Source organism: Pseudomonas sp. S2_H01, assembly GCF_054668305.1.
In genome coordinates, this window is the sequence record NZ_CP162756.1 from 44,787 (window position 1) to 60,788 (window position 16,002).

General features: G+C 58.3%; 15 protein-coding genes and 1 pseudogene. 4 read left to right on the forward strand and 12 right to left on the reverse strand.

Annotated elements, in window-relative coordinates; translation table 11 throughout:
* Positions 1 to 56: 56 nt before the first annotated feature.
* A pseudogene (locus AB4N84_RS00210) lies at positions 57 to 1,153 on the reverse strand (oxidoreductase).
* Positions 1,154 to 1,280: 127 nt separating this feature from the next.
* Here AB4N84_RS00210 and AB4N84_RS00215 point away from each other — a divergent pair.
* Together AB4N84_RS00215 and AB4N84_RS00220 are read left to right on the forward strand one after the other, a co-directional pair.
* Positions 1,281 to 2,153 (forward strand): LysR family transcriptional regulator, encoded by an 873-nt coding sequence (locus AB4N84_RS00215; RefSeq protein ID WP_074754068.1) that lies wholly within the window; start codon positions 1,281 to 1,283, stop codon positions 2,151 to 2,153.
* 312 nt (positions 2,154 to 2,465) lie between these two features.
* A complete protein-coding gene (locus AB4N84_RS00220; RefSeq protein ID WP_074754070.1) occupies positions 2,466 to 2,975 on the forward strand; it encodes a YkgB family protein in 510 nt (169 codons plus the stop codon).
* A gap of 44 nt (positions 2,976 to 3,019) precedes the next feature.
* Here the strand turns inward: AB4N84_RS00220 and AB4N84_RS00225 are convergent, their stop codons facing one another.
* The 6 genes from AB4N84_RS00225 to AB4N84_RS00250 form a co-directional block, all read right to left on the reverse strand.
* Positions 3,020 to 3,865, reverse strand: a complete 846-nt coding sequence (locus AB4N84_RS00225) for an AraC family transcriptional regulator (protein WP_074754072.1) — start codon at positions 3,863 to 3,865, stop codon at positions 3,020 to 3,022.
* A gap of 270 nt (positions 3,866 to 4,135) precedes the next feature.
* Positions 4,136 to 5,947 (reverse strand): ABC transporter ATP-binding protein, encoded by a 1,812-nt coding sequence (locus AB4N84_RS00230; protein WP_460047187.1) that lies wholly within the window; start codon positions 5,945 to 5,947, stop codon positions 4,136 to 4,138.
* Between the two features lie 209 nt (positions 5,948 to 6,156).
* Entirely contained in the window at positions 6,157 to 7,398 is a 1,242-nt protein-coding gene (locus AB4N84_RS00235; protein ID WP_460044736.1) for a DUF1835 domain-containing protein, read from the reverse strand.
* Between the two features lie 189 nt (positions 7,399 to 7,587).
* Positions 7,588 to 8,388 (reverse strand): GNAT family N-acetyltransferase, encoded by an 801-nt coding sequence (locus tag AB4N84_RS00240; RefSeq protein ID WP_460047188.1) that lies wholly within the window; start codon positions 8,386 to 8,388, stop codon positions 7,588 to 7,590.
* Positions 8,389 to 8,492: 104 nt separating this feature from the next.
* On the reverse strand, positions 8,493 to 8,648 hold the full coding sequence (locus AB4N84_RS00245; protein ID WP_167362080.1) for a hypothetical protein: 156 nt from the start codon (positions 8,646 to 8,648) through the stop codon (positions 8,493 to 8,495).
* A gap of 216 nt (positions 8,649 to 8,864) precedes the next feature.
* The gene (locus AB4N84_RS00250) at positions 8,865 to 9,266 is read right to left on the reverse strand and encodes an NUDIX hydrolase (RefSeq protein ID WP_074754080.1); all 402 of its coding nucleotides are present in this window, start codon (positions 9,264 to 9,266) and stop codon (positions 8,865 to 8,867) included.
* Between the two features lie 361 nt (positions 9,267 to 9,627).
* Here AB4N84_RS00250 and AB4N84_RS00255 point away from each other — a divergent pair, with 361 nt between their 5' ends.
* Positions 9,628 to 10,104, forward strand: coding sequence for a GNAT family N-acetyltransferase (locus tag AB4N84_RS00255; protein ID WP_460044738.1), 477 nt, complete (start codon positions 9,628 to 9,630; stop codon positions 10,102 to 10,104).
* On the opposite strand, the gene AB4N84_RS00260 is transcribed toward AB4N84_RS00255, so the two are convergent.
* The 5 genes from AB4N84_RS00260 to AB4N84_RS00280 all read right to left on the reverse strand — a co-directional run bounded on the left by AB4N84_RS00260 (position 10,058) and on the right by AB4N84_RS00280 (position 14,880).
* Positions 10,058 to 11,293, reverse strand: a complete 1,236-nt coding sequence (locus tag AB4N84_RS00260; protein WP_460044740.1) for an EAL domain-containing protein — start codon at positions 11,291 to 11,293, stop codon at positions 10,058 to 10,060. The two genes, AB4N84_RS00255 and AB4N84_RS00260, sit on opposite strands and share 47 nt — an antisense overlap.
* Before the next feature lie 3 nt (positions 11,294 to 11,296).
* Positions 11,297 to 11,617, reverse strand: a complete 321-nt coding sequence (locus AB4N84_RS00265) for a CSS-motif domain-containing protein (protein WP_460044741.1) — start codon at positions 11,615 to 11,617, stop codon at positions 11,297 to 11,299.
* 108 nt (positions 11,618 to 11,725) lie between these two features.
* Positions 11,726 to 12,130, reverse strand: a complete 405-nt coding sequence (locus AB4N84_RS00270) for a g-type lysozyme inhibitor (protein ID WP_074754094.1) — start codon at positions 12,128 to 12,130, stop codon at positions 11,726 to 11,728.
* A 210-nt stretch (positions 12,131 to 12,340) separates the two neighbouring features.
* Positions 12,341 to 13,645, reverse strand: a complete 1,305-nt coding sequence (locus AB4N84_RS00275; RefSeq protein WP_460044743.1) for an MFS transporter — start codon at positions 13,643 to 13,645, stop codon at positions 12,341 to 12,343.
* A gap of 56 nt (positions 13,646 to 13,701) precedes the next feature.
* Positions 13,702 to 14,880: a M20 aminoacylase family protein gene (locus AB4N84_RS00280; protein ID WP_460044744.1), complete on the reverse strand. Its 1,179-nt coding sequence runs from the start codon at positions 14,878 to 14,880 to the stop codon at positions 13,702 to 13,704.
* 135 nt (positions 14,881 to 15,015) lie between these two features.
* On the opposite strand from AB4N84_RS00280, the gene AB4N84_RS00285 reads away from it, so the two are divergent.
* Entirely contained in the window at positions 15,016 to 15,969 is a 954-nt protein-coding gene (locus tag AB4N84_RS00285) for a LysR family transcriptional regulator (RefSeq protein WP_460044745.1), read from the forward strand.
* The last annotated feature ends 33 nt before the right edge of the window (positions 15,970 to 16,002 follow it).

The window sequence follows — 16,002 nt, forward strand, 5'->3', positions numbered from 1 at the left end:
AGTTTGCCAATCAGGTCACTGCTTTTGTTGGGGCGTTCTTCAACGCCCTGATAACTTTAAACCAGCTCACTGTCCTTGATGTTCGCGATAGGCCCTAGCAGTGAGAAGTCAAACGCCTTCAAAGGCTGATTCATCACCAGCCGGGTCGGGTAATCAGGATTAGCCAGCGCTCCTTTACCCAGTGCGACGATGTCAGCGCCGTCGTTGAGAACCTGTTCAGCATGCTGAGGGTTGTCCAGACCGCCATTTGCGACGATAGCGACCCCAGGAGCATGACGACGCGCCAAGCTGACCAGGCTGGGCCCGCTCTCGCTGAATGCGGGCGTCCAGGCTTTGTGTTCTGTGACGTGAATGTAATGGATACCTGCGTCTTTCAGAGATCCAAAAATGGTCTCAGCGGCGGCTTCGCCTTCAGCCCATTTGTGTGCGTAATCGTTGACCTTGCCCTGCGAGATTCGAACACCAACGGGAGCGCCCCCAACGACAGCCTTTACGGCTTTGATGACTTCCAGGGTCAGGGCGATTCGATTCCCTACGCTTCCCCCCAGCGGTCAGTTCTCTGGTTTGTGTAGTCGGTGAGGAACTGGTCGAGCAAATAACCGTTGGCGCCATGAATTTCCACGCCATCGAACCCTGCGCTCCCGACTGCCAATTTTGCGGCATTGGCAAACCCTTCAATTGCATCGGCGATGTCTTCATCCGTCATGACCCTGGGTATGGCGTATTGGCCCTCGCCATAGTAGAACTTCATCTGCTCCCCTTTAGGGCGTACAGCGGAAGGGCCGGCCGTTTCACCCAGGAAACGGTTTCCCTGATTCAAAGCGCCTGCGTGCATCAGTTGCGCGAACATGACGCCTTGATGATCGTGTACCCGCCGGGTAACGGCTCGCCAGGCCAGGGCTTGTTCAGCATCCGTGATCCCGGGTTGAAACGGATAGCCTTGGGCGAATTTTTGATCGGTGTAAATCCCTTCAGTAATCACCAGCCCAAAACCGCCCTTGGCAAAGCGTTCGTAGTATTGACCCATCTTCTCCGAGGCGCTGCCCTGTTCAGTTGCGCTGACGCGGGTCATGGGGGAAACAGCGAGCCGGTTCTTTAATTTCAGATCGCCAATATCGAATGTGGCTAGAATCTTCTTGCTGGACGTGTTCATTTGATTGAGCCTTCGTTGGCCAGAGATTCATTTCCAAGGCCTTATGGTTGTAGACGATATCCCCAATCAGGTGAAGGCAGAAGCCGACCAGGGAGATAAGGCGGCGTAACGCAAAGAGATATAATCGATGCAGATTCCGGATGTTGAAGTGTTCGCTGCCGTGGCAACCGCCAGCAGCCTTTCAGGGGCCGCGCGACGACTTGGGCTGTCAGCCATGACAGTGTCCCGACGGCTTGCCTCTCTGGAAAAAGAGTTAGGGGTGCGGCTTGTCCAAAGAACAACCCGCTCTGCGTCCCTCACGCCCGAGGGAGAAGTGCTGTTACCGTTCGCCAGAAGCATGCTGGAGGCTGACGAGGCCGCGCGCGCCACATTGAAAGCCAATGCCGGAACGGCCAGTGGTTTACTGAGAGTCACCGCCCCCACTGTGTTTGGCCAGGAACTGATCATGCCGGTGATTCCCCGGCTGCTCGCAGAAAACCCGGCACTGCAGGTTGACCTGACACTGTCTGATCGCATCGTCGACATCGTGGGCCTGGGTATCGACGTCGCTATCCGCATCGCGACGCTGAGCGATTCAGGGCTGGTAGCCCGCGCGCTTGCTCCGAACCCACGCGTCGTCTGCGCAAGTCCTGATTATCTCGCCAGGCAGGGTACGCCTACCCACCTTGAAGACCTCAAGAATCATCAATGCATTGGCTTGCATGGCATGCCTTATTGGCCATTTGTCCATCAGGGAAAGGCGGTATCCATCCGTGCTGAGGCATCGTTCTCGGCCAACAGTGTCGAGTCCGTCAGAGCGGCCAGCAAATTGGGACTAGGCCTGGCCATGCTGACTTACTGGGACGTACGCAACGAGCTCGCGGATGGCAGTCTGGCTCTCGTCGAGCTGGAGGATGTCGTGCCTGAGCAACTGTCCATCGCGGCAGTGCTTCCCACTCGTCAGTACGTACCCAACCGCGTGCGCGTACTTCTTGAACACCTTGAACGGGCCCTGAAGTAGAGAAGAGATTTAGCGGCGTATTGACTCAAGGGGCGGCTGGCCGCCGGGAGGATGTGCAACAAGTCCATAGTCCTCTCAGGTGGCGATTGATGCATGCCGCCATGCTTTCAACGTGCCAAGTCCGTTTTAATGATGACGCGTTACAACACGGCGATTGTTTTCAATCTGGATGAGTCAAGACGATCTGCACCGAACGCAATACGTTCAAACGCCACGAGCGTGCACACAAAGGCAACACTGTTTCCACTCCCACTGCGCACGGCGCAGGGTCGTTAATCAGCGTTCCTCATCACACTCTTGGAAGCATTGATCATGAAAACCTTAAGACTCGAAAACGACGAAACCAACACCGCACAGACCCCTTCTACGCTCGGGTTCAAAATCATGGCGCTTGGCATCTATGGGGCCTATTTTGCGCTCGCCGTCATTTACTTCTGGTTCGGCGGAATGAAGTTCACGCACTACGAAGCAGCCGGGCTTGTTCCGCTGGTGAGCAACAGTCCATTTCTGGGCTGGGTTTATAATATTTTCAGCGTCGATACCTTCTCCAGCCTGCTCGGTGTGCTGGAAGTATCGATCGGAACACTCATTGCTGGTCGCTTGCTGTCACCGAAGCTTTCTTTGATAGGTGGCGTGCTGTCTGCCGGACTGTTTTTCACCACCTTGAGCTTCATGTTCTCGACACCCGGCGTCATCGAGCCCGGCCTCGGTTTTCCCGCTATTTCCGTCGCTCCAGGCCAGTTTTTACTGAAAGATATCGGGCTGCTTGCCGCCTCGATCTTTGTGGCCGGCCATTCGCTGATGGCCCTGGAACGCCGATGAGCCGATGATTTGCCACTGCAATGGCCTGAAGCGATTCAACGCTTTCAGGTCATTGCCCCCTCTTCTCCGCCTGCCACGTCCTTCATCCAGTCCCGAGGACTGTAGCCAGTCTTGCGTCGAAACGCGCGGGCAAGTGCCGAGGGACTTTCATAACCCACTTCGGAGGCAATGAGAGTAATCGATCGGCCTTCACGAAGACGCTTCTGCGCCAGGCTGATACGCCAACTCAACAGATAATCGGCGGGCGTTTGCCCGATGACCGCCCGAAAGTGCACTGCGTAGGCCGCGCGCGACATGTTCGATTCGCTCGCCAGTCCCGCAATTGACCACGCCAGATGAGGTGAGTTGTGAATCTGCAAAAGAGAGCGTGACAACCTCGGATCGGCCAGACCCGCCATGACCCCGGTATGCAACTGGTGGTGATCGAGCAGATGTCGAAACAACAGGATGACCAGCAACTCGAACAACCGTTCAAGGGCTGCCTCCCTGCCACAGTGCGAGTCCGCCGCCTCGCGGAACATCCATTTCAGCGTATCGGCCAGCATGGGTAGTTCATCCAGCGACAGCACCAGACAATCGGGTAATGAAGCCGACACCGGATTGTCGACCCCTCCCTCAAACTCCATCGTTGCACACAACAACTGAGCGCCTTCGGACTCACCGGCAAACAGTTGATGCCGACTTGGACGCGGCATAAAAATCAGGCTGGGCCGGATCAGCAGCAAGTCCTTACGATCAGGTCCCAGCAATGTAACGCTGCCGGCCTGTAGCAAATGGATATAACCACGTCCTTCTGCACCGTCATAAGTCGACAAACCGCACAGCTTGCCACTGTAAAACAGGTTTGCGCGCACACCGAACTGCGATAACAAAGTAGACAAGCGATCCATGGACAGTCTCTTGGCAGGAAATGCACGTTCAAATCATAACACCGAAGGAATGCGCCACCTTGTGGCCGGCCTTCTATTGAAACCTTGAGTGAGCAGGGAAACGGGACAGAGAAAAAAGAGCGGATCGACGTACCTGAAGAGTTGAGGTTGGCACGATCTGATCTGCAATCCCGGCCACCCGTTGATCGGCCTGCAGGCCGCCGGTTTGTTCAACCATGACTACCTGGATGACTAAACGAGTGTTGCCTCGTCAGTGGGTAGCCGGGGCGGTTACCGATACCCACGCGCCTGGATGTTGAACAGGCTGGCATAGCGCCCGCCGCCCGCCATCAGTTGCACGTGGGTTCCTTGTTCCAGGATCCGGCCCTGATCCAGCACGATGATGTGATCAGCGTTGCGCACGCTGGAGAATCGGTGAGAAATCAGCAGCGTCATGCGCCCCTCGGCGTACTCGCGGAAGTGCTCGAATACGGCAGCCTCGGCCCCAGCGTCGAGGGCCGCGGTCGGTTCGTCCAGAATCAGCAGATCGGCCTCACGGCGCATGTAGGCCCGTGACAGCGCCACCTTTTGCCATTGCCCACCGGACAGTTCCTGCCCACCAACGAACCAGCGGCCCAACTGCGTGTGGTAGCCGTTGCTCAAGCGCTCGATGAAGTCGGCGGCGATCCCTTGAGTGGCCGCATCCCGCCAACGTTCCTGGTCATCGAAAGCGTCGACGTCCCCCACCCCAAGGTTTTCGCCGACCGTCATCTGGTAACGGATGTAGTCCTGAAAGATCACCCCGATGCGCTGGTGCAAGGCCTGTTCGTCCCAGTCCTGCAAATCGCTGCCGTCCAGCAGGATTCGGCCCTCGTCGGGCGTATAGAGTCGGGTAAGCAGTTTGATCAGTGTGGTTTTACCCGAGCCGTTTTCGCCCACCAGGGCCAAGCTCATGCCCGGCGTCAGGTGCAGGCTGATGTCGCTGAGCGTGGGGTGCTCGGCACCCGGGTAGCGGAAGCCCACGCGCTCGCAGCGCAGGCCGTCACCTGGGCGTGCACCGGCCTTCAGCGTACCGCGTATCGGTGCCACCGGCACCTCAAGGTATTCGTAGAGGTCAGACAGGTACAGGCCGTCCTCGTACAAACCGGCAATCGCGCTGAGGCTGGCAGTGATGGCGACTTGGCCTTGCTTGAACAGCACCAGGTACATCGTCATCTGCCCCAGTGTGGTCTGGCCGCGCCCGGTGTCCAACACCACCCAGGCGTAGGCCACGTAGAACGCGGCAGTGCCCAGTAGCCCGAGGGCAAAGCCCCAGGCGTCGCGTCGCACGGTGAGCCGGCGGTCTTCGGCGTACAAGCGCATGAAATTGTCGCGATAGCGTTGCAGCAACAACGGCGCCATGCCGAAAAGCTTCACCTCCTTGGTATGCGCCTCATGGGACAGCAATGATTCCAGGTAATTTTGATGGCGAGTTTCCGGGGCGCGACGCTGAAACAGGCGGAAGGCATTACCCGAAAAATGCGTCTCGGCGAAAAACACCGGCAGCGCGCCGAGCACCAGGATCAGCAGCGCCCACGGGGAAAAATGCACCAGCAGCACCGCAAAGCTGACCAGCGAGATAAGGTTTTGCGTGAGCCCCAGGCCTTTTGTGACGAGGCCCAGTGGCCGGGTCGACGCATCGCGGCGCACGCGCACCAACTTGTCGTAAAAGGCCGAGTCCTCGAACTGCAGCAGCGAAAAGGTCTGGGCCTTTTCCAGGATCATCAGGTTGACCTTCTGCCCCAACTGCACCCGCAGTAGCGCTTGTTGCATTGAAAGCGCCCGTTGCGCCGCGGCCAGCAACGCCAATACGCCCCCCTCGGCCAACACGTAACGCAGGACAGGCCATACCGGCGCCTGGCTGCCATTGCCATGGATCTGCATCGCCTGAACCACCGCATCGACGATCCGCTGGCCGATCCAGGCGGCGAGCGCGGGCAATAGGCCGGCGACCAGCGTTGCCACGATCAAGCCGCTGAACAAGGGGCGGGAAGTCGCCCAGACAAGACCGACCGCCCTGCCGCTCTGGGTTGAAAATGCAGTCAAACGATTGAACAACGACATTAAAGGCGCAGGCTCCGGGTGGTCAGTGACAGGCAATTGTACCGGCGAGTTCGGCAGGCTTCGCCGGTCTTGTTGATTGCTCATTGAATTCACCGTCAAGGGATGCCGCCTTGCACACTCGGGCAACGATAGCGCCTCTCAAACACTTTCTTCCCGTACGGGTACCAGCGCTCATCCCAGGCAGGCATTGCTCCCCTATCCCGGTCCACTCAACGGCGCCATACCTGCCCTTGATCACTCACGACCCACGGCTGTTGATCGGCGACGATGTGAACCCCGCCCACCCAGCGCTCTGCTGGCGCGCAGTCCAGCCAGTTCGTGCGTCCCAGCAAAACGCGCTCACCGAGAGCCGTGACGCGAATAGCGCGTTTCTGCCACTCGCCCTCCGGCTGCTCATGCACCAAAGGCTGCGGCGAATCGATCATCGGTCGCAGCAGCGCATGGAACATCAAATCACCCAGATAAGGCAGAGGCTCATAGCTCAGGCTGAGGTGGCCGAAGACTTTTCCTGAGGGCAGCTCGCCGTGGTCTGTCAACACGCGCAATATCAAGCGCTGGGTCAGACTCAACCCATCGCCCGCCCCCGGAAGCTCTTGCAGTTGCCTCGCCAGAGCAGGCCCGAGCAACGGCAACGCCGGGTGCACCTGGGCGGCGAGCCGCGCCCAGTCGCCAGGGTTTGCGCAGGTGTAGGCCGTCCATGCTTCACGCGCTAATACCAGAGCGTCTGCGCCTAACGAACGCCGCTGCGGCCAGAGCCAGGCAAGCAGATCCGGGGCCAGTTGCCCGATCCCGATGAATCGCTCAACGCCTGGAACCCGATCAATCTCGATCAATTCAAGCCTGCGCGGCAAGGCGGGCAAACTCGCGAGAATCCGAACCAGAAACAGCTGATCGTACGCATCGGCTTCGCACCACAGCACGAGCTCGCTGTCAGCACCCAGTTGCCCTAATGCCTTGCGCTGTGTGGCCTGACGCTGTTGGACATCGCGTGCCGGCAAACCAAATGCCTGCGCTACGTAAGCCGCCCGCACTGACCAGTACTCATCGTCAGGCAACGCGGGAACCGGGCCCATGACCATCGGATCATCAAACATATGAAACGAGCCTGAAAAACCTGCTATCCGCAGGCTGTGCTCGATATCGTTACCGCAGCGCCAATGCTGGACCGTCGCCTCGCCTGTAGCAGTGAAATCCGGATGGCGCGCGGCGAACGCAATACTGTCGGCATGGGCAATCAGCTTTGGCCAACTGGGAAAACCCGCCTCACGCGCCACCAGCCACTGCGTGTCGGCAAGTTGATAGTCAGGCCCCGACAAACCGATCGCGATCAACTGCGCACGGACATCGTCAGCTTCGGCGTTGTTCAGTGCTTTCAAAAGACGCTTGGCGCGCTTGCGCAGCGAGGGTAGGTCAAGAAGACCGTGACGGCGTGAAGCGTTTATGGCGGGCATGCCAACTCCTTACAGGGCTCGGTCCGCCGACAAGCCGGGAGCTGGAATGGAAAGATGAAAACGCATGCCTGGGCAACCCCTTCGCGCGGACCGCAGGCGCAGCAAACGCCCGAACGCCGACTTTAGCGGGATGGGCTCGGGGAAGCAAAGACTGGTTGAACAGGTGACCGGACATCTCAACCGCTTTTCTCAGCGGTCTGCCAGTCGGTACAGCGCCTGAGCATGGCACACCGTCAACCCGGCACGCTCCAGGTTTCGCCGGCTTTGGGAGCCAGGCAGCGCGGTCGCAGCAACCCAGTGGCAGCCGTGCTGCCGTGCTTGCTTTATTCGATGAGAAATCAGCGCTCCGTGGTAGCCGCTGCCTCGGGCATCCTTTCGGGTTGCAGCCGTCCCAAGGTAAGCAATGCCATTACTGGCCAGGTAGACCGAAGCCCCTGCGACCACGGCCCCGCCCGCTTTCAGTAGGTAGAGTTTCAGACGTGCGTCAGGCGTCTGCCCTGTAAAGGAGGCCTGATTCAGCAACCGATGCTCTGGCCTGGTATGAAAGCCACCAGCGTGCACATCTGCAAACAGAGCCTGGGTCTGCGAGGTGACTTCCTCAATTTCGAAGGAGTGCTCACTCAAGACTGCGTTTTCAATGGCGCAAACCAATTGCAAGTGAGTCCATCCCCTCAAACGCTCAAGCGTTGATTCGCCCACAAAAGCGCTCGGCTTCAGTGCCGACGGTGTTCCGATAAGAGGGGTCACGGTCGAATGCGCCGCTGACTCATTCAGCAACTTCAATACGGCCTGCGGTTCATTCGCGATGTCACCGTAGATGCGGTTGAGCATCGGGCTGGGCGATGCGTTCACCTGGAAGCACGGAAAGCCTGCGTTGGAAAAAACACGTGCGCCATAAGGATTTCCGCTGACCGCTAACAGTCGCTCAACGCGCGAACGTAAATACTCGCTTTCTGCGGCCTCAATGCCATGAGCCAGTTCAACATCCATGTTGTTATCCTTTCTGGAGTTTCCAAGCGCGATAAGCGCATCGACCATACGCATGCGTCCAGGCAAACCGGCCGACTCCACTCGGCGATCGATGAGTGGGGTGGTCAGTAGACAGGGATCACATGCGGCGCCTCGATCCTGGCTTTCAGCCGGTCTGCAAACGCCACGGCTTCTGCCATGTTACGGAAGCTCACCGGATAATCATTCAGCTTCACCAGCCAGTCGGAACCGCAGAACGCTTTTTCGATCGTGATGACCATGGGTGCAGGCCTCCCTCAGTTTAGAGTTAGCCACCGAAGACAACCTGAACGTTCAACGACGGTGAGTTTAAGCGGGTTGCAGACTAGCACTGCTGGCGCGTCCAGCCGTAAAAAAGGACGACCGGTTATGTGCTTCGTTTGAAGGCGCGAACGGCGCCGTCATAGTCTGCTTTCAAAAGTGGGATAACAGCCAGAAAGGCATTGCGCACGGGTCTGTTACAGGTCCGATGCGCACCGTTTAAGCAGGTCACGAATCGGCTCCCGCACATTGCGTTTGCCCATGTCCTTACGGCTAATCCAACGGCAATCGTCAATTTCATTCAGGGGGCGAGGTTTCTTGGACGACGTCCGCCGGGCCTCGAACAGGAAGTGCACCACGTTGTCTTGCCTGTACTGGGAAACATAGGCCAGCCGATCAAAACTGAGGCCCGTTTCCTCTGCCATCTCTCGCTTCGCCGCCTGCAGCGGGGTCTCCCCTCGCTCAACGCGTCCGCCGGGCAAATTCCACTTTGAACGACGCTTGCGGACGAACAGTATCTCCCCATCCCGGCGGTAGATCACCGTGGCGCGGCGCTTCAAGCCCTTGTGTTTGGCCGTACTGGCTTGCGTGGCAACCATAGGTCATCCCGTTGGCAGTGACATCACGTCGTTAGGAAATCCGATTGGGGTTTTACGACGCTTTCACCATCTTGACCCTGGAAGGTGTCGATCTGATGACGGTGTAAATGGATCGGTCATGTGCGAACACGGGTATCGGCGTCCGCGCACAGACCTTGACCCTGGCTGACAGGGACAGTTCCGGTGGGTTTACCGATTCTCGATTAGGGGATGCAATTTCGTTTTTTAGCGCCGGCGTAGCCATACTCAGTCACATGACGCCTGCTCAAAGGACAGACTCCTTAACCGACCTCCATCCGCGTAGAGCGATGATCAGCCCCCGACACTGACGTACAGCTGCCAATACACTGGAAACCTTCCAATGGATTACGTGATCCGAAAGGCAACATCCACGGACGCTCCCGCAATCAGCGAGATCGTCGAGGCCGCGCTGCGTGAGTCCAATGCCCGGGATTATTCAGCCGAAGTCATTGATCAGGTCGTGCAGAGTTTTTCACCCGAACGCATCCTGCGCTTTCTGACCGTGCGTCAGGTGTATGTCGCCACCCTCGACAGTCGTATCGTCGCGACGGGGAGTCTTGATCAAAATGCGGTGCGAAGCGTGTTCGTCCACCCGGCGTATCAGGGACGGGGCATAGGCCGTGGTTTGATGGCGACTGTCGAGTCGGTGGCCGCGAAGGCTGGCGTCGAACGGTTGCTTGTCCCCTCCTCGATCACTGCCCAAGGTTTCTACCGTTCTCTCGGGTTCGTGAAACGCCGAGATGAGGTTCAGGGCGCCGAGCGCACGGTCATCATGGAAAAGGTGTTGGCTGCGGCTGATCACTCAGATATGAAATGAACGCTTGGGCCGGCATGGCTTTGGCGAAGAACCAGCCTTGAGCATAACGAACCTGGCGGGAACGTAAGTAGGCCAATTGGTCTGCTGTTTCCACGCCTTCAGCCACAATGGCCAAACCCAGTGTATTCGCCATGTCGATCAAATGGTCGATCAGCACCGGTGAGGTCTGTCGTTGGGAAATGCTCTCGACAAAAGACTTGTCGATTTTCAGGATATCCAGCGACAGCTGTTGCAGGTATTGCAAGCTGGAATACCCCGTTCCGAAGTCATCCAGCGCGGTGACGTAACCCAGCGCCCGGACCTTGCTCAACGTTTCCTTGGCCGGTTGCAAATCCATGAACCCGGTCTCGGTAGCCTCTAACCAGATCTGTGATGGAAGGACGCCAGCCCGCTCCCTCATCTCGTCCAGAACGGCAATGAAACGACCACTGCTGACGTCGGCTGCGCAGAAATTAATGGCGACATGCAGTGAGCGGTCATTCACCAGCAGCGTGCCCAGATCGTGCATCACTTGGGTCATGACCTGATCGGTAATGGCCAGGATCAATCCGCTCTGTTCTGCCAACGGGATGAAAGTATCGGGGGGTACTGTCCCTTGACCGGGCTTTATCCACCGGACCAGCGCCTCTGCTCCTACGCATCGACCGTGTTCCAGCTCAATGATCGGCTGATAATGCACAACGAATTCCTGATTTTTGACCGCGCGCTCGAGTTCGGCCAGCGGTGAAAGACGTCGCTTTGATATCCGGACTATGCCAAGTATCGGGAATGCTGCCAGCAAGGCCCCGGGCGCAAGCATGTACAGCGCGTGCCTTAACAGGATGCGCAATAGCTCGGAACGGGGTATCGCAGCGACCGCGATCCAGGAACCCTGGCGAACCGACGTGTAGAGGTACCCGTCCCTGAGCCCGCTGGTCGGGCCCGGATGCGCCAGCGCCACGATGGATTCAGTGCCCTGATTGCTGGCACGGACCAGATCACCATTGATGGTTGATACGGCCAACCTGACCCGATGATCGAACAGCACATCGAGCAGTTGCTCCGAGTCCACAAGCACGTTAAAGGCGGCATATTCCAGCGCCATCAATGGCTTGGCTGACTCGAGCAGGGGCGACACGCCCATCGAGATTTTTATGCCATCTTCCGTCGTAAAGTCCGCAGGCCATGGATCGATTTTCTTACCGATCATTCCCTAGGAGCCACAGACAAAGATGTCCTCATGAACGTAGCCGACCGATTTCACTGAGAGCGTATTGACCGCCACCAAGCGCATCTGGTCGATGCTTTCCGGACTGCAGGGGCGCAGGTCGCTGGACGCCACCGACTTCAACGCCTCAGACGCTTGAAGCAGTGTCGACTGAGCACGCTGAGACAATAAACCCGCCATTTCCTCTAGCTGGCGCTCGGTGCTGTTAAGCGTCAGCAGCCATCCAATACCGCCCATGACACCCAACGCCAGACACGTGACGAGTGCACTCGCAATGACGCCCTGCCAAATTACTGACGACCGCATCGACCCGCCTTGCTGATAAAGAAATGGACTGACTGTCCGAACGGCGAAACGATAGCTTATCGCGACAGAATGTGTCTGGCTTGATCTTCTTCGGTAGTGGTGAGCCGATCAGTCAATGCTGAAGCTGATCGTATAAGGCACAGCCTCGCCACGTCTGGCGGATGCACGCATCTGAAACACCTGCACCGTGTACTTGCCCGACGCGGGCAACGCTGCGGTCCAGTCCGAGCCGACACCACCGGTGCCCAGCGCAGTGGCTTCGCCCGGTTTGTCGCCGGGCGCGAAAACGTTGTAGTTGGCGTTATGGCTGCCCGTGATCCGTACCGTCAGATGCTGGCCTGACTTCGCTGAGAGGACGTACTGAACGCTGTCATAGCCTTTGAATGTTCCTTTGAGCTGCGCACTGCTCGCCCCTTTGGCAAAGCTGACCGGCACAGTAGTCACCTTATCGGCGGCCCAGCAGGTTGAGGAAATGAAGGTGAAGGCCAAACCGTAAATCATCGCGTTGTTCATGAGCCTTCCTCAGTAAATGACAGACAGTGCACTTGGATAAACGCTGAAGAGCGTGGAGCATTGCTTTACGTGACATGCTGGCCAGGCGTTACGCCAGGCCAGTTACATCCGCGTTTTTTTACATCATAGCGGGTGTTTTTTAACAGGAATTCTCAGAGCCATTCGACGATCACTCGCAGCACGGAGAAGCGCCCGATTGTCCCCCTTCATTCAGTCGAGGCGTTTGCCGGCAGTCTCCTTGACCATGGTCACACCGATGAGGGTCGCGCACAGGCAAAGCATCACGTAAAACGCAGGAGCATGTACGTCACCCGTGACGCTGATCAGCCCGGTGGCGAAAAATTGCGCGAAACCGCCGAAGATCGATACGCCGAGACAGTAGACCAGTGACAACCCCGTCGCCCGGATAGCGCGAGGAAACAACTCCGTCAGCATGACCACCGACGGCACCGTGATCATCACCATCAAAAATGTTGTGCTGATCGAGACCATCATCAGCGTGGTGAGTGTCGGGTAGTGGGACATCAAGACAAAAGCGGGATAGATAAGACACAGCATCGGAAGACTGCCCAACAGAACCGTACGACGTCGTCCTATACGGTCGCTCAGCTTGCCCGCCCACAGAGACAGAAAAATTTGCACCAATGCCCCCAGACACGAGGCGCCGATACCCGCTTGCATGGGCAGGTGCAGCACGGCAACGGTGTAGTTGGTCATATAGTCCAGGACGATATAGCTTGTAGCGGTCCCGCCGATCGCCATTAGCACGCCAGCCACCAACGCCCGACGATGGTGAGTGAATATCTGGCGGAGTACCGGCGTCGCCGATGCTTTTGAACGCGTATGTGCAGCGGTTTCGCGGAGATGGCGACGGATGTACACGCCCACGGGCAACACCAGCAAGCCGACGAAAAAAGGCACCCGCCAGCCCCAGCTTTCCAGCGCATCGGTGCTCAGACTCGCGCTCAAAGCGAGGCTAATGACCGAGCCCATCAGAAAGCTCAATCCCTGACTGAAGAACTGCCAGCTGCCATAGAAACCGCGATTGTGATCGTCGGCATACTCCATCAGCATCGCGGTCGAGGCGCCCACCTCGCCTCCGATGGCAAAGCCCTGTATCAGACGAGCCGCCACGATCGTGATCGGTGCAGCGATGCCTATCTGCGCATAGGTGGGCGTCAGCGCCAGCGCGGCAGAGCCCACCGCCATCAGACTCAAGGTCAACAACATCGCCGGCTTGCGACCCGCGCGGTCTGCGTACGAGCCGATGATCAGCCCCCCAAGGGGACGCATGACAAACCCCAGACCAAACGTCGCCAGCGCCAGTAGCAGCTGACCTGTCGCGCTCTGAGCCGGGAAATACTGACGACCTATCAATGTCGCAAAGAAACTGAAAACCGAGAACTCGAAGAACTCGAGCGCCGATCCCAGGGTGATCGCCGCGATGGCCCGGGAACTGAGCTCCGGGCGTGCGTCGCCGTCCTCGATCGCGTGATGGTTAACGATGGTGGGCATATTGACTCCTCTGCCCTGGCAAACGCATTACGCCAGGGCCTTCATAAGGTGAGAGATCAAGCCAGAAAGGCTTCTACCAGACGAACCCAGTAACTGGCGCCCAGTCCCAGACACGCGTCATTGAAGTCGTACCCGGGGTTGTGGACCATGCAGCCCCCCTCACCGTCCCCGTTACCGATCACCAGGTAGCAGCCCGGGCGTTGCTCAAGCATCACGGCAAAATCTTCGCTTCCCGTCAGTGGCGCGAGGTCGCTTATCAGCCCGTCACTCCCGACCCAGTCCAGAGCAACCTGCTGTGCGAACCTGGTGCTCTGCTCATCATTGATCAACGCCGGGAAGCGTTGCGCTTCGTCAACTTCAACGGTGGCGATCGCGCCAAAGCTGGCTGCCTGGGCCGTCGCCACAGCGTTAATCCGATCAATCAGGTGGTCGCGGGTATCCGGTTTCAGCGCCCTGACGCTCAGTTGCAACTGGCATTTGTCCGGTAGCACGTTAGGGGCAATGCCCGCATGAAACGAGCCGACCGATACCACCGCGCAATCCAGAGGATCGACGTTGCGCGACACAATGCTTTGCAGCGCCATGACGATTGCAGACCCGGCCAGCACGGTATCTGTGGCCTTGTGTGGCATCGCCCCGTGTCCACCGACGCCTTGTACGGTGATGGTCACCGTGTCCGTTGAAGCCATGAAGGGCCCCGAACGAAACCCGAACTTTCCAACGGGCAATCCCGGCATATTGTGCAGTGCGAACACGGCGTCACACGGGAAGCGATCAAACAGGCCGTCTTCCAGCATTTTGCGTGCGCCGCCATCGCCCTCTTCAGCAGGCTGAAAGATCAGCACCAGCGTCCCGTCGAACTCGCGACTGTGTGCAAGGTGTTTGGCAGCCGCCAGCAATATCGCCGTGTGTCCGTCATGCCCACACGCATGCATTTTCCCCTCGTGGCGGCTGGCGTATGGCAGGCCCGTCTGCTCCACAATGGGCAGCGCATCCATATCGGCGCGAAGCCCGATGACCTTTTGACCGCCCCCTACCTGCAGGCGGCCGACCACACCCGTGCCGCCCATCCCGCGATCCACCTCATAGCCCCACTCCAGCAGTTTGCTGGCGATGAGGTCACTGGTGGCGAACTCCTCAAAGCTCAGTTCCGGGTGAGCATGCAGGTGCCGACGCAGCGAAATCATCTCTTCCTCGATTGCCTGGATGCCGGGTAACACGGACGATTGGGTCATCATATTTCCTTGTTGTTATGTACATGGGCGGGCATTCTGCGAACCCGATCATAGGGAGCTGGTTGTCTTGCCGGCAGTCGCAAATTGGTTGGCCTGACAACCATTGGTTAGCAGGCGCCATTACAGGAGGCACTCATGAAACTGCATCAGTTGCAGGCATTGGTCGCGATTGCAGACTGCGGCAGTATTCGTGCCGCTGCCCGCCGAATGCAGGTGTCACAGACCGCCGTGGCCAAGGCGTTGCGAGAGCTTGAAAGCCAGTTGCAGCTCCCCCTTCTGGTTCGCAATGCCAGCGGCGTGATGCTCACCCAATACGGGCGGTCGCTGCTGCTGCACGCCAGACAAATGCTCGGTCAACTGGAACAGGCGGAGCTGGAGTTGGCGCACCTGCGTGGTCAGGCGGAGGGTCATCTGCGGCTGGGTATTTCTCCCTGGATGGGAATGACCCTGCTGCCAGAAGTGGTGCTGCTGTTTCGGCAAAAAATGCCGCAGGTGCGACTGGAGATTTTCGAGGGCTTGATGGCCGTCACCCTGCCTCGGCTAAGGGACGGCACCATGGAGTTCGCCGTCGGTCTGGTCTCAGGGTTGCTGCCCCGACCGGAGTTCAAAAGCGAGCCATTGTTTTCCTACAAGATGGCGGTCGTTGCGCGTCGGGGACACCCAAAGCAGCACTGCCGCTCAATGCAGGATCTGCTGGATCAGGACTGGGTGGTCAATTACCCGGATGCCGACCACGAAAGCTTCATGACCGAACTGTTCTGGCAACATGATGCGCGCATCGCCGTAGAGCGGGTCCAACGGGCACATTCGCTTCAACTGATGCTGTCGCTCATGGAGCAGACGAACATGCTCAGCTATTGCCCCGAGCCCATGCTGACCGTGCCCATGTTCAAGGAGCGCATTGTAAAGCTTGAGCTGTCCGAGACATGTGCGACCGACACCATCGGAATCGTGACCCCGCGCAATGCCCAACTGGGAAGCGCGGCACAGTGCTTTGTAGAGTCCCTGCTGCACGTCATACGGCGCCGATCCCGCTCGTCGAAGCCGGAAGATCGACACCTGTTTGACACGCTCCAGCGACTGACCTGAGCAGAACGCGCTCAGGGCCGTGCACACCGCTTC

Bases quoted from the DNA above. Each gene is read 5' to 3' on its own strand.
- AB4N84_RS00270 (WP_074754094.1), bottom strand. From the start codon at position 12,130: ATGAACAACGCGATGATTTACGGTTTGGCCTTCACCTTCATTTCCTCA.
- AB4N84_RS00240 (WP_460047188.1), bottom strand. From the start codon at position 8,388: ATGGATGTTGAACTGGCTCATGGCATTGAGGCCGCAGAAAGCGAGTAT.
- AB4N84_RS00215 (WP_074754068.1), top strand. From the start codon at position 1,281: ATGCAGATTCCGGATGTTGAAGTGTTCGCTGCCGTGGCAACCGCCAGC.
- AB4N84_RS00225 (WP_074754072.1), bottom strand. From the start codon at position 3,865: ATGGATCGCTTGTCTACTTTGTTATCGCAGTTCGGTGTGCGCGCAAAC.
- AB4N84_RS00250 (WP_074754080.1), bottom strand. From the start codon at position 9,266: ATGGTTGCCACGCAAGCCAGTACGGCCAAACACAAGGGCTTGAAGCGC.
- AB4N84_RS00230 (WP_460047187.1), bottom strand. From the start codon at position 5,947: ATGTCGTTGTTCAATCGTTTGACTGCATTTTCAACCCAGAGCGGCAGG.
- AB4N84_RS00260 (WP_460044740.1), bottom strand. From the start codon at position 11,293: ATGATCGGTAAGAAAATCGATCCATGGCCTGCGGACTTTACGACGGAA.
- AB4N84_RS00285 (WP_460044745.1), top strand. From the start codon at position 15,016: ATGAAACTGCATCAGTTGCAGGCATTGGTCGCGATTGCAGACTGCGGC.
- AB4N84_RS00265 (WP_460044741.1), bottom strand. From the start codon at position 11,617: ATGCGGTCGTCAGTAATTTGGCAGGGCGTCATTGCGAGTGCACTCGTC.
- AB4N84_RS00220 (WP_074754070.1), top strand. From the start codon at position 2,466: ATGAAAACCTTAAGACTCGAAAACGACGAAACCAACACCGCACAGACC.
- AB4N84_RS00280 (WP_460044744.1), bottom strand. From the start codon at position 14,880: ATGACCCAATCGTCCGTGTTACCCGGCATCCAGGCAATCGAGGAAGAG.
- AB4N84_RS00235 (WP_460044736.1), bottom strand. From the start codon at position 7,398: ATGCCCGCCATAAACGCTTCACGCCGTCACGGTCTTCTTGACCTACCC.
- AB4N84_RS00275 (WP_460044743.1), bottom strand. From the start codon at position 13,645: ATGCCCACCATCGTTAACCATCACGCGATCGAGGACGGCGACGCACGC.
- AB4N84_RS00245 (WP_167362080.1), bottom strand. From the start codon at position 8,648: ATGGTCATCACGATCGAAAAAGCGTTCTGCGGTTCCGACTGGCTGGTG.
- AB4N84_RS00255 (WP_460044738.1), top strand. From the start codon at position 9,628: ATGGATTACGTGATCCGAAAGGCAACATCCACGGACGCTCCCGCAATC.